This is a genomic window from Curtobacterium sp. MCLR17_054, assembly GCF_003234335.2.
GTDB classification, from domain to species: Bacteria; Actinomycetota; Actinomycetes; order Actinomycetales; family Microbacteriaceae; genus Curtobacterium; species Curtobacterium flaccumfaciens.
Genome location: NZ_CP126263.1, coordinates 2,354,901 through 2,374,621, shown reverse-complemented (window position 1 = coordinate 2,374,621; position 19,721 = coordinate 2,354,901). Strand labels below are relative to the sequence as shown.

The following is a 19,721-nucleotide window of genomic DNA, read 5'->3' as shown; positions in this document are numbered from 1 at the left end:
CGCCCCGCGCCTCCCGTCCGTCCCCACGCACGCAAAGGACCGCAGTGACCGACAGCACCAACGCACCCATCGCGCTCAGCTCGCCCATCGCACTGATCACCGGCGCTTCGCGCGGCATCGGCCGCCTGCTCGCGCAGAAGCTCGGCCAGCGCGGCGTCACCGTCGTGGTGACGTACAAGGGCAACGCCGACCTGGCCGAGGAGTCCCTGGCCGACGTCAGGGCGGCCGGCGGCGACGGCATCACGGCGCAGGTCGACATCGAGCAGCCGGAGTCGATCGACGCCCTGTTCGACCTGGTGCGCGACACCTACGGACGCCTCGACATGTTCGTCGCGAACGCCGCCGCCAGCGCGTTCAAGCCCGTCGCCGACCTCAAGCTGCACCACCTCGACCGCAGCTACGCCACGAACGCCCGCTCGTTCGTGCTCGGCGCCCAGCGCGCCGCGGAACTCATGGACCGGGGTGGCCGCATCGTCGTCGTGACCTCGTACGGATCGCTCCGGGCATTCCCGACCTACGCCGCACTCGGTGCCGCCAAGGCCATGAGCGAGGCGTACATGAAGTACATGGCGGTGGAGTTCGGTCCGCGTCAGATCACGGTCAACGCGGTGAACGGCGGCCTCATCGACACCGACTCGCTCGAGTACTTCTACACGAAGGTCCCCGGCCAGGCGCCGATGGACACCGTGCTCGAGAAGCTCCCGCTGCAGCGCCCCGGGACGGCCGATGACATGGCCGACGCCGTCGACTTCCTGCTGTCGGACAAGGCCGGGTACATCACCGGGCAGGTGCTCTCGGTCGACGGCGGGCTGACGGTCATCGCACCGCCGTACTGGTCGGACACGACGTCGCCCCTCCGCGACGCGGTGCTGCCGGCCGACGCTCCGGCCGCGGACACCGCAGAATAGGCGCATGAGCAGCGTCGCTTCCGCCCCCGTCGTGCCGGAGTCCCTCCGGACCGTCGCGTCACCCTGGACCCTCGGCCCCCTGCACCTGGCGAACCGGGTGGTGATGGGGTCGATGCACACCGGGCTCGAGGTGCACGACGACGGCGGAGCCGGCATGGCCGCCTTCTACCGCGAACGGGCGGCCGGCGGGGCGGCGTGCATCATCACCGGCGGGATCGCGGTGAACGACGAGGCCCGCGGCGGTCCGGACTTCGCGGTGTTCGGCGTCGGGGGAGCCGACGAGCGGTTCCGGGTGGCGGTCGACGCCGTGCACGACGAGGGCGGGACGATCCTCGCGCAGCTGTTCCACGCCGGGCGGTACGCGCTCGCGTCGGGCATGGTCGACCGGCACGGAGACCCGCAGCGGGTGGTGGCGCCCTCGGCCCTGCCGTGGGCGGCCGCCCGCGGTGTGGTGCCGACCGAGCTGACGTCGGCCGAGGTCGAGCGGACCATCGAGGAATTCGCCGCCGCGGCCCGCACCGCCCGCACGATCGGGTTCGACGGCGTCGAGATCATGGCGTCCGAGGGGTACCTGATCAACCAGTTCCAGTCACCGCTGACGAACCTGCGCGACGACGAGTGGGGCGGTGACGCGGAACGGCGTCGGCGCTTCGCGATCGAGGTCGTCCGGGCCGTGCGCGCCGCGGTGCCCGAGCTCGCCGTGACCATCCGGCTGTCCGGCGCCGACCTGATGCCCGGCTCGTCGACCGAGGACGAGGTCGACGCGCTCGTGCACGACCTGCTGCCGCTCGGGCTCGACGGCATCTCGGTCGGCATCGGCTGGCACGAGTCCCGGACCCCGACCGTGCAGGCCTCGGTTCCGCACGGGGCCTGGCTGGCGTACGCGACACGGATCGCCGCGGTGGTGCGCGCGTCCCCGTACCCGGACGTCCGCGTGATCGCCTCGAACCGGATGACGGACCTGCGCGACGGCGAGGCCGTCCTCGCCGACGGGACCATCGACGCCGTCGCCCTCGCCCGGCCGTTCCTCGCCGACCCCGCCATCGTGTCGCGCTCGCTCGCGGGCGGGTTCGCCCTGGTGAACACCTGCATCGGCTGCAACCAAGCGTGCCTCGACCGTTCGATCATCGGCGCACCGGTGTCCTGCCTCGTGAACCCCCGTGCCGCCCGCGAGGTGGCATTCCCCGCCCGCCCGACCACCGACCCGAAGCGCGTCGACGTCGTCGGTGGCGGACCGGCCGGGCTCGCCGCCGCGGTGGACGCCGCCCGCCGGGGCCACGACGTCACCGTCTGGGAGGCGTCCGACCGCCTCGGCGGCCAGTTCGGCCTCGCCGCACTCGTCCCGGGGAAGGAGGACTACGCCGCCACGGTGCGGTCCGCCCGTGCCGAGCTCGCGGAGCGGGGCGCCACGATCCACCTCGGACGCCCGGCCACGGCTCGGGACCTCGTCGACAGCGACGCCGTCGTGCTCGCGGCCGGGGTGGTTCCGCGGAGCATCGACGTCCCCGGCAGCGACCTGCCGCACGTGCTGTCCTACGAGCAGGCCCTGCGGAACGGCGTACCCGAGGGCACCGTCGCGATCATCGGCGGCGGCGGCATCGGCGTGGACACCGCGGCGTTCCTGACCGAGTCGCCGGACGAGGTCGTCCGGGCCGCCGAGTTCGCGGCCCGGTGGGACCTCGACGTGTCCGAGGAGCTCGTCGGCGACGTGCCGCAGCGCCTCCCCGCGGCACGGCGCACCACCCGACCGGGGTCGCAGGTGACGGTGCTCCGGCGTTCGGGCAAGTTCGGCCAGGGGATCGGCATCACCTCGCGCTGGGTCGCGATCGGTCGGCTGCGGGACGCCGGGGTGCGGATGGTCGGCGGCGTGCAGGAGTACCTGCGCATCGAACCCGGGGTGCTCTGGATCCGCGACGAGCACGGGGACGAGGTCGGCGTCCCGGCGGACACCGTCGTGGTCTGCGCCGGGCAGGAGCGCGCGACCGACGCCGAGGGCGACGCGCCTGACGGACTCGTGACGGGCCTCCAGGCCGCAGGCGTGCCGTACGCCGTCGTCGGCGGCGCGCGTGACGCACGGAGCGTGGACGCGGTCCGGGCGACGTCCGAGGCCCTCGAAGCAGTGCGGCGCCTCGCGCCGTAGCGAGTCGGCTCGCATCACGGCCGGGAATCTGCAAGAATGAACGGTCGAATCGCCGCAGCTCGACCCTCTATCCAGCTGTGAGCGATCTCTCTCGAGCTTTCGCCGTGTGTGCCCCCACGCCCGCGGTTCCAGTTCAACCACAACGAAAGCAAACAGGAGCAATTGTGGCTGTCAAGATCCGTCTGAAGCGTCTCGGTAAGATCCGTGCGCCCTACTACCGCATCGTCGTCGCCGACTCGCGCACCAAGCGCGATGGTCGTGTCCTCGAGGAGATCGGTCAGTACCACCCGACCGAGGAGCCCTCGGTCATCAAGATCGAGTCCGAGCGTGCGCTCTACTGGCTCGGCGTCGGCGCGCAGCCGACCGAGCAGGTCGCGGCCCTCCTCAAGCTGACCGGCGACTGGGCCAAGTTCAAGGGCGAGAAGGACACCGAGTCCAAGGTCAAGGTCGCCGAGCCGAAGCCGGCCTTCCAGGTCGACTCCTCGAAGAAGGCCGTGCTCAAGCCGAAGTCGGAGAAGACGGCTCCCGCCGCCAAGGCCGACGACGCCGAGACCGCCGACGAGACGACCGAGGCGTAGTCCTTGCTCGAATCCGCGCTGACGCACCTCGTCAAGGGGATCGTCGATCACCCTGACGACGTGCGCGTCGCCAGCTCCACCTCCCCACGCGGCGAGGTCCTCGAGGTGCGCGTGCACCCCGAGGACCTCGGCCGCGTGATCGGTCGCGCCGGGCGCACCGCCAAGGCGCTCCGCACGCTCGTCACGGCCCTGGCCGACGGCAAGCGCGTGCGGGTCGACGTGGTGGACACCGATTCCTAGGGAGACGACCCAGCTCCGGGTGGGTCGAATCACGAAGGCGCACGGGCTCAAGGGCGGCATCAAGCTCGAGCTCTACACCGACGACCCGGATCGTCGGTTCACCCCGGGCGCCACCTTCACGCTCCAGGTCCCCGACGACTCACCGTGGTCGGGCAAGACCCTCGAGCTGGACGAACTCCGCTGGTACAACGGTCACCCCGTCGCGTTCTTCGCCGGGATCGACGACCGCACCGCGGCCGAGTCCCTGGCGCGCATCATCCTCTGGGTCGAGCAGGACGCCGACGCAGAGACCGGTGAGGACGACGCCTGGTACGACCACCAGCTCGTCGGGCTCAAGGTCCTGCGTGACGGCGTCGAGGTCGGCACCGTCGCCCGCGTGGACCACATGCCCGCACAGGACCTGCTCGCGATCGACACGCCGTCCCGCGGCGAGGTCCTCGTGCCGTTCGTCTCGGCCATCGTGCCCGCGGTCGACATCGCGGCCGGCACCGTCACGGTCACGCCCCCGCAGGGCCTGTTCGAGGACCCCGAGGACACCTCGCGCCCCGAGACGGTCACGGACTAGTCCCCGTGCGGATCGACATCGTCACGATCTTCCCGGAGTTCTTCTCCGTGCTCGACGTGTCCCTGCTGGGCAAGGCCCGCTCCGGCGGGCTGCTCGACCTGCACGTGCACGACCTGCGGTCGTGGACCACCGATCGACACCGCACCGTCGACGACACCCCGTACGGCGGTGGCGCCGGCATGGTGATGAAGCCGGAGCCGTGGGCGCAGGCGCTCGAGGCGCTCTTCCGCCCCGACGGCTCGTCGACCCTGGTGGTCCCGACGCCGGCCGGCACGCCCTTCACGCAGTCGATCGCGCGGTCGCTCGCGTCGACGTCGGAGCACCTCGTGTTCGCCTGCGGGCGGTACGAGGGCATCGACGCCCGCGTCTTCGAGTGGGCGTCGTCGCGCGCCACCGTCGTCGAGCTCTCGCTCGGCGACTACGTGCTGAACGGCGGCGAGGTCGCCGCGATGGCGATGATCGAGGCCGTCGGTCGACTCGTCCCCGGCGTCGTCGGCAACCCCGAGTCGCTGGTCGAGGAGTCTCACGAGGACGGCCTGCTCGAGTACCCCTCGTACACCAAGCCCGCGTCGTGGCGCGGCCTCGACGTCCCCGACGTCCTGCTCAGCGGGCACCACGCCCGCGTCGGTGCCTGGCGGCACGAGCAGCAGCTGGAGCGGACGCGGCGCGTCCGTCCGGACCTGCTGCCGCCTGCCTGATCTGCTGGCGCGTCTGCCGGCTGGACGAGTTTCGGGCTGAGCGACACTCCTCGCGGTTCGTTCCGCGTGAACTGTCGCTGAGCACGAAAACCGGCCCCGCCGTGTCTGCCTGGAGGCACGGGGCGGGCCCGCACCGTGCCTCCAGTCCGTCAGACGGTCAGGTCGGCGCGCTGGGCGCGACGCAGGGTCAGGACCTCGGGGCCGGCCTCGGTGACCGCCACGGTGTGCTCGACGTGCGCGGCACGCGAGCCGTCGACACTGCGCAGCGTCCAGCCGTCGTCGTCCTGGTAGAGCTCGTCGGTGGTCTGCATGAGCCACGGCTCGATCGCGACGACCAGACCCGGCCGGAGCTTCAGGCCGCGACCCGGACGGCCGTCGTTCGGCACGTGCGGGTCCCCGTGCATCGTGCGACCGACGCCGTGCCCACCGAACTGCAGGTTCACGTCGTGACCGGCCTGGTGCGCCACGTGACCGATGGCGTGCGAGACGTCGCCGAGCTTGTTGCCGGGAGCCGCCTGGGCGATGCCGGCGGCCAGTGCCCGTTCGACCGTGGCGATCAGTGCCTGGTCCTCGTCGCGCGGCGTGCCGACCTGGACGCTGACGGCGGAGTCCGCGACCCAGCCGTCCACGCTCGCGGCGAAGTCCAGGCTCACCAGGTCGCCGTCCTGCAGGGTGCGGTCGTGCGGCAGGCCGTGCAGGGCGGCGTCGTTGACCGAGGTGCAGAGGTTCTTGCCGAACGGCGACATGCCGAACGACGGGTGGTAGTCGACGTAGCAGCTCTCCGCCCCGCGTTCGGCGATCATCCGGGCCGCGACGCGGTCGAGGTCGAGCAGGTTGACGCCGACGTCGACGGTCTCGAGCAGCTCGTCGAGGACGTCGGCCACGAACCGACCGGCGACGCGCAGTCCGTCCAGCTCTGCGGGGGTGCGGAGTTCGATCATGGGTCCATCCTCGTCGTTTTGTCTCCCGCGCTCTCTGTGGCAGTATTGAACGCTGTGCCCTGGCTGGACTCTGCCACGGGGGAGTCGCCGACACCGGGCACGCACCACCACTTTCCGAACCTTCGATCCGCGGCGACCCGTGCGCGTCCGCAGAGAGTGAAACCCACCATGAGCCAGCTCCTCGACAACGTCGACGCAGCATCGCTGCGTACCGACGTCCCGGACTTCCGTCCCGGCGACACCATCAAGGTGCACGTCAACATCATCGAAGGCACGCGCTCGCGTATCCAGGTCTTCCAGGGAGTCGTCATCGGCCGTCAGGGCCACGGCATCGGCGAGACCTTCAAGGTCCGCAAGGTGAGCTTCCAGGTCGGCGTCGAGCGCTGGTTCCCGGTGCACTCGCCGATCATCGACCACATCGAGATCGTCACCAAGGGTGACGTCCGTCGTGCGAAGCTCTACTACCTGCGCGAGCTCCGCGGCAAGGCGGCCCGCCGCAAGATCAAGGAGAAGCGCGACGCCTGATCGCCTTCACAGTGAACGTCCGCGAGCCGGACGCCGCTGCGAGCCCCTCGTCCATGTACGGTTGTGCATCGACGGGGGGCTCTTCCCATTTGCGGGGAGTCAGTGGTTCGAACGAGAGCGGAAATGACGGACACGACAGAGGATTCCGGGCGCAGGCCACGTGCCGAGAAGCAACGGAACGGTGTCCTCACATTCCTCCGCGACCTCGTCATCATCTTCATCGCGGCACTGCTCGTGTCGTTCCTGGTGAAGACGTTCCTGATCCGGTCGTTCTACATCCCGTCGGCGTCGATGGAGAACACGCTCCAGATCAACGACCGCGTCATCGTCAACGAGCTCGTCCCCGGCGCCGTGGCGCTGAAGCGGGGAGACGTCGTCGTCTTCAAGGACCCGGGCGGTTGGCTGACCGGGTCCGAGGTGCCGAGCGTCACGCCGGACACCCAGCCCGCGAAGGCCATCGACTGGGCGCTGACCCAGGTCGGTCTCGGCACCGGTGACAGCGACGACCACCTGATCAAGCGCGTCATCGGTCTGCCCGGTGACAAGGTGTCCTGCTGCAACGACCTCGGGCAGATGTCGGTGAACGGTGTGCCGATCAAGGAGCCGTACCTGAAGCTCCCCGCCGGCGCCCCGGCCTCGGCGACCGACTTCTCGGTCACCGTGCCGAAGGGCACCATCTGGGTGATGGGCGACAACCGGAACGACTCGAAGGACTCCCGGTACAACGGCGACACCCCGTCGAAGGGCTTCGTCCCGATGTCCGACGTCACGGGCCGCGCGTTCGTCATCTCGTGGCCGGCGAGCCGTTGGACGTGGCTCGACGACCACCCCGAGGTGTTCGCCGGCGTGGAGGAGCGCGACGAGTGACCGCCGTCCGTCCGTCGCTCCGGGTCGAGAAGCGTCTGCTCGCCGAGGGCCGCGTGACGGTCATCGGCATGGACGAGGTCGGCCGTGGCGCCATCGCCGGTCCGGTCGGCGTCGGTGTGGCCGCGGTGACGCTCGACATCGGTCGTGTGCCCCAGGGACTCGCTGATTCCAAACTGCTCTCCGAAGCGCGCCGCACCGACCTCGTGCCCGTCGTGCAGCGCTGGGCACGCACGGCGGTCGGCATGGCGTCGGCGGACTTCGTCGACCAGCAGGGCATCGTGCCCGCTCTCGGTGCAGCCGGTGCGCAGGCGCTCGGCTCCCTGGTCGCCGACGGGGTGTCCCTTGACGGCGCGGTGGTCGTGCTCGACGGCTCGTTCGACTGGTTGAGCCGCGCCCTGCCCACGTCGCTCCGTCCGGCCGCCGATCCGCTCGAGGTCGTCGTCCGGGTCAAGGCCGATCGCGACTGCGCCTCGGTGGCCGCGGCGTCGGTGGTGGCGAAGGTCGCTCGTGACGCGCTCATGATCTCCGCGCACGACGAGGCTCCGCACTACGGATGGGTGTCGAACAAGGGCTACGGCTCGACGGCGCACTACGACGCGATCCGGGCGATCGGGGCGCACGCGCTGCACCGGAAGTCCTGGTTGCACCAGGCCTCGAGCGTCGCGCTGGACGGGTTCGACGAACTCGACGCCCTCGCCGGTTGAGCCCGTCGTCCGCACGGGCCTCCGTCGCCGTAGACTGTGGGCGCAATGGATGAGGACGAATTCGACGACTACGACCGCGAGGTCGAGCTGGCCCTGTACCGCGAGTACCGCGACGTGGTGTCGCAGTTCCGTTACGTGGTCGAGACGGAGCGCCGTTTCTACCTGGCGAACGAGGTCGAACTCGTGCGCCGTGACACGGAGCACGACTTCTACTTCGAACTGACGATGAACGACGTCTGGGTCTGGGACGTCTACCGTTCCGACCGGTTCGTCAAGGGTGTCCGGGTACTCACGTTCAAGGACGTGAATGTCGAGGAACTCACGACGCGCGAACTCGAACTGCCGAAGGAACTCGCACTCGACGAGTGATCGTCAATTTCCTTTCTCCTGCTTCTTTCTCGGTGAATCGCCGCTGATCCGGACCGTCAGTGAATTGTGCGCGCTATTCTGATGGGGAAATAACCGCCCCACGAACAGGAGCACCCCATGGCACAGAAGGTCACCGTCCAGCTCGTCGACGACCTCGACGATTCCCCCATCACCACCGGTGAAGGCCGGACGGTCGAATTCGCGTTCGACGGCTCGTCGTACGAGATCGACCTGTCGAACGACAACGTCGACAAGTTCCGCGAGGCGATCTCCGACTACATCGCCGCAGCGCGCAAGGTCTCCGGTCGTCGCACCGGCGGCGGTTCCGCGCCGAAGTCCGCCCCGAAGCGCGGCAACTCCGAAGAACTCGGCAAGATCCGCGAGTGGGCCAAGGAGAACGGGTACGAAGTCTCCTCCCGCGGGCGCATCTCGACGCAGGTGCAGGAAGCCTACGCAGCAGCGCACTGACGCTCGTCGCAGCAGGACCCGGGTGATCTCGATCACCCGGGTCCTTCTTCTTTCCTCCACAGGGGCAATTCGCCCGCGCTGATTCCACAGACTCTCCGACTCCGCCGATCGGTGTGTTCGTTCCGGAGATCGTTGTCGTGGAGGCAACGACATGGAACAAGACGTGCAACGAGCACCGGGGCGGTCGCTCCGGAACGGCCGACTCGGACGATTCGGTGAAGAACGAGCGGTGGCCTGGCTCGAAACCCGGGGATTCCGCGTGCTCGAGCGGAACTGGCGATGTGCCCGCGGTGAGATCGACATCGTCGCGTGGGATTCCTGCACGCTCGCATTCATCGAGGTGAAGACCCGTTCCGGTGCCGCCACCGGTCACCCGTTCGAGGCGATCACGGCGGCGAAGCTCACCCGGATGCGACGACTCGTGCCCGAGTGGTTCGACGCGCATCCCGAGGTCTCGGCGCGCGCGGTCCGGGTGGACGTCGTCGCGGTCCACGTCGACGGGCCCCGCACGGTCGTCGAGCACCTGGCTGGTGTCCTGTGACGGGCATCGGTCGCGCTGCCGCGGTCGCGCTGCTCGGGGTCACCGGTCGGCGGATCGAGGTCGAAGCGCACCTGACCAGTCAGCTCCCGGCGTTCAGCATCATCGGTCTGCCCGACACCTCGTTGGGTGAGGCACGGGAACGTGTGCGATCAGCGGCGGCGAACGCGGGGTGTCCGCTGCCCGCCCGCCGGATCACCGTGAACCTGACCCCTGCGGCGATCCCGAAACGCGGTTCGGGGTTCGACCTCGCCATCGCGATGGCCGTGCTCGCCGGTGCCGGTCTCGCGCCGGACGTCTCGGAGCGCATCGTCTACATCGGCGAACTCGGCCTCGACGGGCGGGTGCGTCCGGTCCCCGGCGTGATCCCGATGCTGATCGCCGCGCGCGACGCCGGTGTGGACCGCGTCGTGCTGCCCGTCGGCAGCCTGACCGAGGCCCGTGTGGTCGGCGGGGTCCGGATCCGGGGCGTGGATTCGTTGCGGGCGGCGGCGATCGACGCCGGGGCGCTCCTACCGACGGTCGAGGTCGACCCGGTGCTGCCGGTCCCGGTCACCGCTGTGCCGCGTCCCGTAGCCGAGCTGTCGGACGTCGTGGGGAACCCGGTCGGCGTCCGAGCACTCATCGCCGCGGCGGCCGGGGGACACCACGCACTGCTGCTCGGGCCACCGGGCGCGGGCAAGACCATGCTCGCCGAACGGTTGCCCGGGTTGCTGCCCGACCTCGACGACGAGACCGCGCTCGAGGTCGCCGCGGTCCGGTCCGTCGCCGGGCTGGGTCCCGCGTCGTGGAGCACGAAGCCACCGTGGGAAGCCCCGCACCACTCCGCGTCGGCGGTCTCGCTCATCGGCGGCGGATCCGGGGTCCTGCGCCCCGGAGCCGTGTCGCGCGCCACCGGGGGCATCCTGTTCCTCGACGAGGCACCGGAGTTCCCGCGGGCCGTGCTCGACGCGCTCCGGCAACCGCTCGAGTCCGGGCGGATCACGATCCACCGTGCGGCGGGAGCGGCCGAGTTCCCCGCACGCTGCCAGGTCGTCCTGGCGGCGAACCCCTGCCCGTGCGGCAACGCCGGTGGTGCGCACGGGCAGCCGTGCGAGTGCTCGCCGAGCACCGTCCGCCGGTACCTCGGCCGCATGTCCGGGCCGCTGCTCGACCGGATGGACATCCGGGTGCTGGTGCCCCGGGTGACGACGGGTCGGATGCGGGACGCGGACGGCAGCACCCCGACGACGGCGGTCGCGCGTGCGGCGGTCGCGGCAGCACGAGCCCGCATGGCGGAGCGACTGCACGGCACAGGATGGACGCGCAATGCCGAGGTCACCGGGACGTGGCTCCGAGCCGAGGGGCGCATCGAACCCGGGTCGACGGCTGACCTCGACCGCGCACTCGACCTCGGGACCCTGACGATGCGCGGGTGGGACCGTGTGATGCGACTGGCGTGGACGCTCGCCGACCTCGACGCGGTGGAGCGGCCCACGGGTGCGCACGTCCGCGGCGCCTTGGCCCTGCGGAGCGCGCTGTGATGCCGGCGGGCACGGAGCTCCTCGACACCGTGGCGCGCCTGCTCGGGCCGAGCGGTGCCGCGGTGGATCCGGTGCAGGCCGCGGCGCGGGTCGCGTGGTCGGCCATCGTCGAACCGGGGGACTCCGTCGCCGGAGAGCTCCTCACCGGCCTCGGACCCGAGCGTGCGCTCGGTGCGGTGCTGCTCGCCGCGGACGGAGACTTCGATTCGCTGCTGGGATGCTGCGTCGACGCCGAGGTGCCGGGGGCGGAGGACCCAGCGGTGCTGCTCGGCGTGCTGCAGACCGCGGTGGAACGCTGGCGGCCCCGATTGGCCGCTGTCGAGGTGGGCGACGTGCTCGCGGCGGCTGGCGCGGTCGGTGCCGGACTGCTGGTCCCCGAGAGCGACGGGTGGCCGCCCGCGATGGACGACCTCGGGCCACACGCCCCGGTGGTCCTCTGGACGCGCAGCACGGGTGCACGCCTCGGCGACGGGATGCCGGCGCTCGGGGTCGTGGGGTCCCGGGCGAACACGGTGGCCGGTGCCGAGGCCGCGGCGGAGATCACCTCGACGGCGGCGGACGCGGGATTCCTCATCGTGAGCGGGGGCGCCTACGGGATCGACGCGGTGGCGCACCGTGTCGCCGTCGCCGCCGGGACGCCCACGGTCGCCGTCCTGGCCGGTGGCATCGACCAGCTCTACCCGGTGGGGAATGCGCAGCTGCTCCACAACGTGGCGCGGCAGGGAGCGTTGCTCGCCGAGTCGGCTCCGGGGACGCGACCGACGCGGTGGCGTTTCCTCGCAAGGAAACGCGGGTTAGACGGTTAGCCGCCGGTCTGCCCTTTGCGGTACAGCTGCGAGCTGGCTGCAGCGCTCCGGAAGGCGTGCGAGCTTGCGCCGTTCAGGCGCGCGACACGCCCGACGTGAGGACTAATTTTGAGGCACTTTTTTCGACATGCCCTGTGGCATCGAACAGCGCTCGGAATCAACCAGTAACGCCCAATGTGCTCGCATGGTGCTGTGCGGACGTTTTTCGTGCGGGGTGTGTGGGATCTGCCGCCGCGCAACTTTGACATGGGCATGTCTAAGCGGTCGCGGACGCTACTCAGCCGGACCTAACGTAAGAGAGCCGAACCAACCGGTCCGGCTCTCATACAGGGACCACCGCCTGCCAGCATCAGGTCCCGCAAGCACTCCTGGAGAACGCTTGGGACGTTACGTTACCTCACCCGCACCCCGCTGGGCCGTAGTGCTCGGCGCGGCTACCGCGCTGATGCGCCTGACCGCGTCCGTCGTTGCCCTCGTCGCGGTTCTGCTGCACTAGCAACCCAGCAACGACGAAAGGGCCCCGGCTCGTCGCCCGCATGTAGCGGAGGACGGCCGGGGCCTTTGTTTGTGCGCGGGAAGGGTTACGAGTCCAACGGCCAGGACACGGCGAAGTTGGGGTTGCGCGAGGTGTTGGCTGCGAGCGTGCCGTCCGCACCGACGGGGAAGTCCATCCACACTCCAGACGAGCCGGTCCCGTTCGTCGCCGGCACGCGGATGTTCTGCGACGGCGTGTACTGGGACGGGATGGTGGCGAACGTCGTGGCCGTGGCGTTGGCGCTGTTCAGGTAGCCCTGGAGATAGAACACCCCGGCCTTGATGCGGTATCGCAGGCGCGTGCCGGACTGGTTCGCCCAGCCGTTCTGGAGGGTGAGGTTCTTCCATCCCGTGTCCGAGCTGATTGAACTACCGTCCGCGGTGCGGAAGTCGTCAGCGGTGACGACAACGCCGGAGGAAGTGCCGTCGATCACCAGGACGGGGAGAATGCTGGACGTACGGGTGAATACCCGCGTCGCGAATACGTGCGTCGCGTTCAGACCGTAGTCAAGCGTCATGTTGTACGTGCACGACGGGCCACTGAGCGGCGTGAACGTCACCGCACCGTGCACATTCACGGCTGCAACAGCACTCGTCGAGTCGCGCGCAGTGAGCTGAATTGCACTGGTGTTGTTGTCGGCGCCGGGGATACCGACAACCGACGCGGCAACCGACGCGCCCGCGCCGTAGACGTCAAGTCGCGTCCCGCGCATTTCGAGACGCTGCCCCGAGGCGGCAGACTTGATGACAGCACCAGTGATGGTCTTACCATTCAGCGTGTCCAGGTTGATCTGCGTTGCGGTGATCGTACCAGCGGCGATCTCATTGGCGGTGATCGTGCCCGCTTTGATCTCGCCGGCCGTGATAGTGCCCGCGGCAATCTGCCCGGCGGTAATGGTCTTCGCGGCAATGTTTCCCGCTGCGATCGTTGCGGCGGCGATCTTCGTGCCGGTGATTTCCGCGGCCTTGATGTTCCGCGCGAGAATAGCGTCAGCGCCGATCTCGCGAGAGGTCAGGGTGTCAGCAGCGAGAACCGCGGCGGTGAGTGAGGCCGCGGCGATGCGCTCGGCACCGAGGTAGCCGGACGTGATCGACCCCGCGGAGATATTGCCGAGAACGGAGTCCGTGATCGCTGTCTGGACCCAAGTCGAGGTTGGGCCGTCATAGACGTAGTAGGCAGTGATCTTGTAGTTGCTGTCCCATACGAACCACTGCTGCCCGGGCGTACCGGGGGTGCCGGGCGCGGGCGCAGTGCCGGAGTAGGTCGCACCGCCTCCCGCGGCAGCGGCTGCGTCCAGGGCTTCCTGCGCCTTTTCGAGAGCGTCGTCGGCAGCGGCTGACGCTTCCTCGCCCGCGGCGATACCTGCTGCTTCGGCTGCGTTCGCGAGCTCCATCGCAACGTCGACCGCGTCGAGCGCGGCAGCGACGGCCTCAGAGTTCTCCTGGAGTCGCGCCGTGTTGAGGTCTAGTGCCTCTTGAAGCCCGGGGATTGCGACGGTGGCGACCTCATTGGCCGCGGCCATAACGTCGGAGACAACGAGGGAATCGTCATCGCCGACGTCAATGGTCGAGCTGTCAAGCTGGGTTGCGTTGCGCGAGCCGATCCGGTCTTCGAGCGATTGGATCTTGCGGGCGAGTTGCTCTAATTCGTTAGGCAAGGTTGACTGACCTTTCGGGCATAGGAAACGCCCCTGTGCGGCCCGTAGGGGGCATTTGCACAAGGGCGTGAGTAGTTGGGTGGGACGGCCGGGAAAGGCCGTTAGAGAGCGTCTGAGTCGGTGTCTGACGCCGCGTAGGACTCTGGCCAGGGCTCGCCGGTGCTGTCGTCAATGAGCATTGCGGCGATTTCCTGGAGCGTCGCGTCGCCGGGTTCGGTGGCGAGGATGGCGCGCAATTTGTCGCCAAGGACGGCGTAGAGGAATGTGGCCGGTGGATATCCGGCCTGTGCCATCGGGAGTGCGCGGACGAGTGCAGCGGGGTCGACGTCAATGCGACGACCGCGAACGAATAGCGTGGGCAAGGTTTTGCCCCTTTCGGTACGACAAAGCCCCTGTATCGACGCGTGGGGGCCGATTACAGGGACTTTGATATGGTTTGTTATGGTGGCCGTGAAATGGCCGGAGAATGGCGCTGAGGGCGCTACGCGCCACCGTTCCAGCGGGTCAGGGCAGCGTCGAGAATCGCGGCGGCTTCCTGCATCGCAGCGTGCTGCTTTGCCATCACCCGTTCGGCGTCCTTGACAGCGGCGCGGAGCGCGAGCCGAGCGGGATCAGTCGCCGCGTCGAACGTGGGATCGGTGACGCTGCCGATCACGTGACGCGAGCTTGCAGGCGCTGCGTCGATGATGACTTCCGCGGACGCGTGGTCCGGTGAGATCGTGCGCGAGCGCTGCCACTGCACTTCGGCAGCAGTGCCGAGCAGATAGTGCAGGTTCATGACGAGGTTGGCCGACTGGTGCAGTGTCGGGTTCGTGAGCTTGCCGGGGGCGGCAGCGGTGTCTGTGTTGGTCAAGTGTGTTGGCTCTCTGATGTCTGTACGGTAATATGTTGGCTGGCGCCGTCGAGACAATGCCCCGGCAGCAGGTCAGTGGGTCGCCAGGGCCCGGTCGATGGCGGACGGCTCGCGGCGCATGCGCGCCTGCAAGTCAGCGAGCCCGATGCCGTAGGACGGGTACTCGACGGCTCGGCCGCTGATCATCGCGGCACCGTCGTGGGCGACGAGCGCGCGGTACGCGGCGCGGGCGGTCGCTTCCCAACGCGCGGGTGACGGCGCGTGCTCGTCGGCGTAGGCGAGCGCGGCGGCTGCGGCCTCGTCGCCGCTTCGCGGCTGACGTGCGATCACGAGGTCGGGCAACGGCCCCTTGTTGTCGAGGACGTGGAGCGTAATCGCTCGCTGCGGCAGGGGCCGCTCGTCGCGGATCATCTGTCACCGCGCTGCGGGCCGCGGACGAGGTTGGCGGCACGTCGTGCCTGTGCGGCTGCGGCGTTCGCCGGGTTGAGCTTGGCCAGGATGGCGGCGGCAGCGGTCCGGGCCAAACGAGCTTCGGTGACGGCGGGGTGCACGGTCACCTGCCCGGTGCTGCCGGTGGAGACGAGCCCTGCGGCGCGAGCTACGTCAGCTAGGCCGTCAGCTAGGCTAATTAGCTCGCCGGCCTGCTCTAGCGCGCCAACGTCGCCGCCGTCGAGGTCGGGACGCGCCTTGAGGACGTTGTGCACGGCGTCACGCGCGGCAGGAGTCCAGTGCTCCGGCAGCTGCCACTCGTCCGCGTTGAACACGGCTTCTGGTGCGCCGTCTGTGATGAGAAGTGAGTCGGTCAAGACGTTCCGTTCGGGTGAGGGGTGCTGTGTGCAGGGTTGGGGGCGGCTCGCGGGCCAAAAATGGGCTGCGCTTCGGTGCACACCGGGGCATGCTGTGCCGCTTCGGTCGCGAAGGGGGTGGCCAGGGGGTGTCGCCGGGAATGCCGCCGGTGCAGCCGTGCACAGCGACGCTCATCGTCACGAAGACGATTGATCATTGATCGAATGATGCTTAGGCATCGCCTCTCGCGGTCGCATGGCACCGGCCCACCCCCTATGCCCTATGGCCTAGAGCCCGGCCCCCTGCCTCAGCATGTGACCCACGGCACTGGCCACGTGGTACGCGGTGGCGGGGGTAGTGGGTAGTGCCCGGTGTGGGTGGTGCCGGGGTGTGCACCTGTGTGCACAGGCCACGCACCCCGGGCCCCGACTACCCACGCCGCGGGGATGCGGGGCAGTCGGGGATACGGGGCAGTGCCCGGGGTATGCCGGGGTACCCCGGTGCAAGGGCGTGGGGCCTGACACCGGGGTACCTCGTGTCTAGATGTAGGCGTGGACCTCGGCATCGGGGGCCACCCGTCGTCGCTGCCGCTTGACCGGCGCGGGTCCACAGGTGGCGCACCGCGGGCGACGCACTGGCTTACTCGACGGTGCGTCGGTGAAGCGCCCGCATGCCTCGCACTCGACACGCCAGCTAGTGCGCATCGCGCGCGCACGTGCACGGCCAACCGACTCCGGCTCGGGCTGAGGCTCGGGCTCGGGCTCGGGTGCTGCTGCCTCAGGTCGCGTGCTACGTGCCAGGACGGCAGCGAGCACGTCCGCCGGCATCGCAGGTGCCAAGCCGTTGGGGATGACGTGACGGAGCCGCGGGTCGGACGCTCGGTCCTCTGCGGTGCGCTGGCGCTGCTTCAATGGAGCCCCGTTGCGGTCTGTGCGGCTCACCGGTTGCCTCGAATCTTCGCGACGAGGGCGGCGGCGTCGTCGGAGGCTGCGGACTCAGCGACCGCGCGGTCGTGCTCGGCGCGAGCCTCCGCGACCATCTCGGCGTAGTACGTGTCTACGTCCTTGTCCTGCGCGGCGGCCTGCCCAGCGATGACCTGCTGAGCGCCGTAGCCAAGCGAGGTGAACGGCTTGGGTTCGGCGTACTCGGCCTGCGCGAGAACGGCCCGTGCAATGGCCGCGGCGCGGCTGTTGTCGGCGGTCACTTGCCCATCTCCGATTCGATGCGGCTGCGGCGCGCATACGCCGTCACGAGGGCGTCCTCAACCTTGGGGACAATGTCGGTGAGCGGCTGGAGCACGTTAGTACCTCCACCGAGCACGAAGTCGATGCCCTCGCCGATGGCCCCGCTGAGCACCTGGAGCCGCTGTGCGGCGGCGGCGGCTTCTGCGATCTTGTCGAGGAAGTCCGCGTGCGCGGCATCGCGAGCTGCCTCGATGTCGGCACGAGCCTCGGCGGCGGTCTTGCTCACGTTCCGGCCCTCCCTGAAGGCAGTCCAGGCGGCGCCGTGAGCGCTCGATGCTCGGCGCACTGCGTACTCGGCAGCCTTGTGCTCCTGCACTGCCTTGTCGAACTCCAGGGGATCGACGCCGGGACCGCGCAGCGGCACATGCGGGCCATCGCCGCTGCGGTCGAACTGCGCCGGGTTGCCCTGGAGGGCACGCACCTTGCCGAGCGCGATTCGTTCGGTAGCGTTCGCCGCGTCCAATGCCGCCTTCGCGTCATCGAAGGGCTTGCGGGAGTTGCCGCGCAGGTCTTCCAGCTCGATGGTCGCTTCTGCGCGTGCGTTCGAAATGGTCTCGCGGTAGGCCCGCTTGTTCTGGGTCGCGAGCTTGTCGCGGTCGGCTGCGGTCATGGGCTTGTCGTTGGTCTGAGTCACGGTGGTGACCCCTTTCGCTGGCGTCGCCTCTGTGGGTCGATTCGCCTAGTGGCTCGCAATGGAGTTGCGCGGGAGCACGTCCGCGGCGAGCTGCGCGGACGTGCGGGGAAGGGAAGAGAGAGGGCCGGTGAACCTGTGGGACGACAATCCAAAGAGCACAGGCGCACCGGCCGGGCGGTGGCTGCCTTACCGACGAGACGGCAGCTACCGCGGTGCTAGGCATCGGGCCTGTCAGCGATGCCCAGCGGGTCTTAGGGCTTTCGTCGGGCCTTCTGCGCTGCCGCTGTGCACGCGCGGCACTCGCTAGACGAGCCATCCGGCATCGCGCGGTTGCGGGCGAACGCTTCACGCGGCTTGGCGGTGTGGCAGACAGTGCAGACCTTGAGCCCGCCGGTCGGGGTCCGGAGTCGGAGCCAATCGGCGTCGATCTGCGCGGGCGTGCGCTGGCGGTACGCCGAGCGTGCAGCGGGCACCGTGGCGGCGTTGCGTTCACGATGACAGCGGCGGCACGTGGTCGTGTGACCGGTCAGTTCGCGGCGGCTGCGCACCAGGTCGTCCGGTGCAGTCTCGGTGCCACAGATGCGGCAGACAGCGCCGACGAAGGTGCCGTCGGGCAGGTAGGCACGCCCGCGGGTGACCGTGGCGGTTGAGGGGAATGGCACGGCGCACCTCCGGGGGCGATGTGTTGGGGTTGGGTTGGGTTGGGTTGGGTTGGGTTAGGCGGTGGTCGCGGCCATGCGGTCGGCCAAGCGCTTGTCGCGCTTTGTGAGCCGCTTGTAGCAGGTCGGGCACACCCACATGGGTCCGTGGGCGACCTCGACGCCAGCGAGCCAGATGGAGCCGCTGTACGTGCGCGTGGCCGTGTTGGCTGGCTGCCAGTCGCCGCCAGGCCTCTCGAAGCAGGCCGCGCAGTCGATGTACTGCTCTGAGATGGTGGGTCGGCTCACCGGTCAGTCCCCCAGATCACGAGGTGGATGCCTGCGGCTCGGCGTGAGCGCGAGCACTGCGGTGCGAGGTCGAGCGCGTCGCGTATGTCGCGGCGGCTCGGTCGCACGCCGTAGTTCGCGGCGTAGCTGTCTGCGATCGTGGCGTAGAGGCGGGACAAGAGGATCGGCCGGTCTTTCGGCTGGCGGGCCCGCTCAACAGTTGCGCGGACGTACTGCGTGAGCGTGGGCCGGGGCGCGGGTGCCGCTGCGGTGTCGATCGGTGCGAGGCGGAGCCAGCGGCAGCCGTCACGCCAGAACAGTTGGTACTCACGGTCCGGGTGCGACTCGTGGTCGGTGCCGGCGAGAGCTTCTAAGCGTCGGGTGCGCTCGGCGGGCGAGTAGGCCGCTCGGTGGCCTGCCTGCTGCGTGATGAGGTCTTCGCGCGGGAGCTGGTTGTGCGGACTGTCGAGCATGTCCCGGACATACGACGAGTCGGATGACCACGTGTGCCGTGGGCTGCGGACAAACGCGGCGTTCAGGTTGGCGACCTTCACGACGATGTCCGGGTCATCCTCGAAGTAGTCATCGATGAAGTCCTCGTAGACCATGCGGGCCTCGGCCGCGGCGGTTGCGTCGGCGATCGTCATCGCGGTCATCGGGTGGCACCGATGGTCGCGAGGCGGGTCAGGTCCGCGGCCAGGCGCTGGTCGAAGGCGGCGAGACGAGCGTCAAGCTGTTCGAGGCGTGCGTCTAGGGCGTCAAGTTGGTTCACGGTGGCTGCTCTCTTATGTGCGCTCTCTGGGAAACGCCAAGTAGCCCCGGCTCGCGGATCAGTGCGAGGGGGCTACTTGGCTACGCGGATTGCCGGAGAGCAGACGGCAACCTGCGGTGTGGGCGGCCGCGGCTCGAAGGCCGAGGCAGAACGCCCGCTGACAGGTGAAGCTAAACGCATCACCTATGCACTAATATACTACACCGAGGGGGCCATTACCCTGGGGCCACAGCGAACCCGAGATGGTTGCGCCAGGTGGCGCGGTCGTTGGCGGCGGTCCGGCGCGCTGGAAGTGTAGTTCTCCGGAGGAAGTAGAACCTATGCCCTACTCTTGAAACTTTTTCCTAGAAAGTGGAGACAGGTAGAAAGAGTTTTAGAGTGGTCGGGATAGATACTATGTGGGGGCCAAAACTACACTCCCTCAGGCTCACCCCGCGGATCGCA

General features: G+C 69.2%; 22 protein-coding genes. 14 read left to right on the top strand and 8 right to left on the bottom strand.

What is annotated here, in order from left to right; genetic code table 11:
- Positions 1 to 44 precede the first annotated feature (44 nt).
- The 6 genes from DEJ08_RS11285 (at position 45) to trmD (ending at position 5,129) form a co-directional block, all read left to right on the top strand.
- Positions 45 to 908 carry an SDR family oxidoreductase gene (locus DEJ08_RS11285; protein ID WP_111029153.1) on the top strand — a complete coding sequence of 288 codons (864 nt, stop codon included), beginning with the start codon at positions 45 to 47 and terminating at the stop codon, positions 906 to 908.
- Positions 909 to 912: 4 nt separating this feature from the next.
- The gene (locus DEJ08_RS11280; protein WP_111054698.1) at positions 913 to 3,048 is read left to right on the top strand and encodes an oxidoreductase; all 2,136 of its coding nucleotides are present in this window, start codon (positions 913 to 915) and stop codon (positions 3,046 to 3,048) included.
- Positions 3,049 to 3,212: 164 nt separating this feature from the next.
- Complete coding sequence (gene rpsP, locus DEJ08_RS11275) at positions 3,213 to 3,626, top strand: 30S ribosomal protein S16 (protein WP_027465884.1); 414 nt, start codon at positions 3,213 to 3,215, stop codon at positions 3,624 to 3,626.
- A gap of 3 nt (positions 3,627 to 3,629) precedes the next feature.
- Positions 3,630 to 3,866: an RNA-binding protein gene (locus DEJ08_RS11270; protein ID WP_017888258.1), complete on the top strand. Its 237-nt coding sequence runs from the start codon at positions 3,630 to 3,632 to the stop codon at positions 3,864 to 3,866.
- Positions 3,867 to 3,885: 19 nt separating this feature from the next.
- Positions 3,886 to 4,431: a ribosome maturation factor RimM gene (gene rimM, locus DEJ08_RS11265; RefSeq protein ID WP_171907871.1), complete on the top strand. Its 546-nt coding sequence runs from the start codon at positions 3,886 to 3,888 to the stop codon at positions 4,429 to 4,431.
- A 5-nt stretch (positions 4,432 to 4,436) separates the two neighbouring features.
- Positions 4,437 to 5,129 carry a tRNA (guanosine(37)-N1)-methyltransferase TrmD gene (gene trmD / locus DEJ08_RS11260; protein WP_027465882.1) on the top strand — a complete coding sequence of 231 codons (693 nt, stop codon included), beginning with the start codon at positions 4,437 to 4,439 and terminating at the stop codon, positions 5,127 to 5,129.
- Between the two features lie 149 nt (positions 5,130 to 5,278).
- Here trmD and map read toward each other — a convergent pair whose 3' ends face one another.
- A complete protein-coding gene (gene map / locus DEJ08_RS11255) occupies positions 5,279 to 6,070 on the bottom strand; it encodes a type I methionyl aminopeptidase (protein ID WP_111054699.1) in 792 nt (263 codons plus the stop codon).
- 168 nt (positions 6,071 to 6,238) lie between these two features.
- Here map and rplS point away from each other — a divergent pair, with 168 nt between their 5' ends.
- From rplS to DEJ08_RS11215, 8 genes are all read left to right on the top strand, one after another.
- Entirely contained in the window at positions 6,239 to 6,595 is a 357-nt protein-coding gene (rplS, locus tag DEJ08_RS11250; RefSeq protein ID WP_017888254.1) for a 50S ribosomal protein L19, read from the top strand.
- A 123-nt stretch (positions 6,596 to 6,718) separates the two neighbouring features.
- Positions 6,719 to 7,462 (top strand): signal peptidase I, encoded by a 744-nt coding sequence (gene lepB, locus DEJ08_RS11245; protein ID WP_027465880.1) that lies wholly within the window; start codon positions 6,719 to 6,721, stop codon positions 7,460 to 7,462.
- Positions 7,459 to 8,166, top strand: coding sequence for a ribonuclease HII (rnhB, locus tag DEJ08_RS11240; RefSeq protein ID WP_111047084.1), 708 nt, complete (start codon positions 7,459 to 7,461; stop codon positions 8,164 to 8,166). Before lepB ends, rnhB begins: the two co-directional genes overlap by 4 nt.
- 45 nt (positions 8,167 to 8,211) lie before the next feature.
- The gene (locus tag DEJ08_RS11235; protein WP_017888251.1) at positions 8,212 to 8,535 is read left to right on the top strand and encodes a DUF2469 family protein; all 324 of its coding nucleotides are present in this window, start codon (positions 8,212 to 8,214) and stop codon (positions 8,533 to 8,535) included.
- Between the two features lie 117 nt (positions 8,536 to 8,652).
- Complete coding sequence (locus DEJ08_RS11230) at positions 8,653 to 9,003, top strand: histone-like nucleoid-structuring protein Lsr2 (RefSeq protein ID WP_017888250.1); 351 nt, start codon at positions 8,653 to 8,655, stop codon at positions 9,001 to 9,003.
- A gap of 151 nt (positions 9,004 to 9,154) precedes the next feature.
- Positions 9,155 to 9,544: a YraN family protein gene (locus DEJ08_RS11225; protein ID WP_111054700.1), complete on the top strand. Its 390-nt coding sequence runs from the start codon at positions 9,155 to 9,157 to the stop codon at positions 9,542 to 9,544.
- Entirely contained in the window at positions 9,541 to 11,064 is a 1,524-nt protein-coding gene (locus tag DEJ08_RS11220) for a YifB family Mg chelatase-like AAA ATPase (RefSeq protein WP_111054701.1), read from the top strand. The genes DEJ08_RS11225 and DEJ08_RS11220 overlap by 4 nt, the downstream gene beginning before the upstream one ends.
- Positions 11,064 to 11,870, top strand: a complete 807-nt coding sequence (locus tag DEJ08_RS11215; RefSeq protein WP_111054702.1) for a DNA-processing protein DprA — start codon at positions 11,064 to 11,066, stop codon at positions 11,868 to 11,870. The genes DEJ08_RS11220 and DEJ08_RS11215 overlap by 1 nt, the downstream gene beginning before the upstream one ends.
- 581 nt (positions 11,871 to 12,451) lie before the next feature.
- Here DEJ08_RS11215 and DEJ08_RS11210 read toward each other — a convergent pair.
- From DEJ08_RS11210 to DEJ08_RS11180, 7 genes are all read right to left on the bottom strand, one after another.
- Positions 12,452 to 14,062, bottom strand: a complete 1,611-nt coding sequence (locus DEJ08_RS11210) for a hypothetical protein (protein WP_111054703.1) — start codon at positions 14,060 to 14,062, stop codon at positions 12,452 to 12,454.
- Between the two features lie 481 nt (positions 14,063 to 14,543).
- A complete protein-coding gene (locus tag DEJ08_RS11205; RefSeq protein ID WP_111054705.1) occupies positions 14,544 to 14,915 on the bottom strand; it encodes a DUF7169 domain-containing protein in 372 nt (123 codons plus the stop codon).
- Between the two features lie 72 nt (positions 14,916 to 14,987).
- Complete coding sequence (locus DEJ08_RS11200; protein WP_111054706.1) at positions 14,988 to 15,326, bottom strand: hypothetical protein; 339 nt, start codon at positions 15,324 to 15,326, stop codon at positions 14,988 to 14,990.
- Positions 15,323 to 15,721 carry a hypothetical protein gene (locus DEJ08_RS11195; RefSeq protein ID WP_146248504.1) on the bottom strand — a complete coding sequence of 133 codons (399 nt, stop codon included), beginning with the start codon at positions 15,719 to 15,721 and terminating at the stop codon, positions 15,323 to 15,325. The genes DEJ08_RS11200 and DEJ08_RS11195 overlap by 4 nt, the downstream gene beginning before the upstream one ends.
- Positions 15,722 to 16,638: 917 nt before the next feature.
- Positions 16,639 to 16,905 carry a hypothetical protein gene (locus DEJ08_RS11190; protein WP_111054708.1) on the bottom strand — a complete coding sequence of 89 codons (267 nt, stop codon included), beginning with the start codon at positions 16,903 to 16,905 and terminating at the stop codon, positions 16,639 to 16,641.
- On the bottom strand, positions 16,902 to 17,579 hold the full coding sequence (locus DEJ08_RS11185; RefSeq protein WP_146248505.1) for a hypothetical protein: 678 nt from the start codon (positions 17,577 to 17,579) through the stop codon (positions 16,902 to 16,904). Before DEJ08_RS11185 ends, DEJ08_RS11190 begins: the two co-directional genes overlap by 4 nt.
- 943 nt (positions 17,580 to 18,522) lie before the next feature.
- Positions 18,523 to 19,161 (bottom strand): hypothetical protein, encoded by a 639-nt coding sequence (locus tag DEJ08_RS11180; RefSeq protein WP_111054711.1) that lies wholly within the window; start codon positions 19,159 to 19,161, stop codon positions 18,523 to 18,525.
- Positions 19,162 to 19,721 lie beyond the last annotated feature (560 nt).

Coding starts and splice junctions, on each gene's coding strand:
- rplS (WP_017888254.1), top strand. CDS start 6,239: ATGAGCCAGCTCCTCGACAACGTCGACGCAGCATCGCTGCGTACCGAC.
- DEJ08_RS11230 (WP_017888250.1), top strand. CDS start 8,653: ATGGCACAGAAGGTCACCGTCCAGCTCGTCGACGACCTCGACGATTCC.
- map (WP_111054699.1), bottom strand. CDS start 6,070: ATGATCGAACTCCGCACCCCCGCAGAGCTGGACGGACTGCGCGTCGCC.
- lepB (WP_027465880.1), top strand. CDS start 6,719: ATGACGGACACGACAGAGGATTCCGGGCGCAGGCCACGTGCCGAGAAG.
- DEJ08_RS11280 (WP_111054698.1), top strand. CDS start 913: ATGAGCAGCGTCGCTTCCGCCCCCGTCGTGCCGGAGTCCCTCCGGACC.
- DEJ08_RS11235 (WP_017888251.1), top strand. CDS start 8,212: ATGGATGAGGACGAATTCGACGACTACGACCGCGAGGTCGAGCTGGCC.
- DEJ08_RS11200 (WP_111054706.1), bottom strand. CDS start 15,326: ATGATCCGCGACGAGCGGCCCCTGCCGCAGCGAGCGATTACGCTCCAC.
- DEJ08_RS11215 (WP_111054702.1), top strand. CDS start 11,064: ATGCCGGCGGGCACGGAGCTCCTCGACACCGTGGCGCGCCTGCTCGGG.
- DEJ08_RS11180 (WP_111054711.1), bottom strand. CDS start 19,161: ATGACCGCGATGACGATCGCCGACGCAACCGCCGCGGCCGAGGCCCGC.
- DEJ08_RS11225 (WP_111054700.1), top strand. CDS start 9,155: ATGGAACAAGACGTGCAACGAGCACCGGGGCGGTCGCTCCGGAACGGC.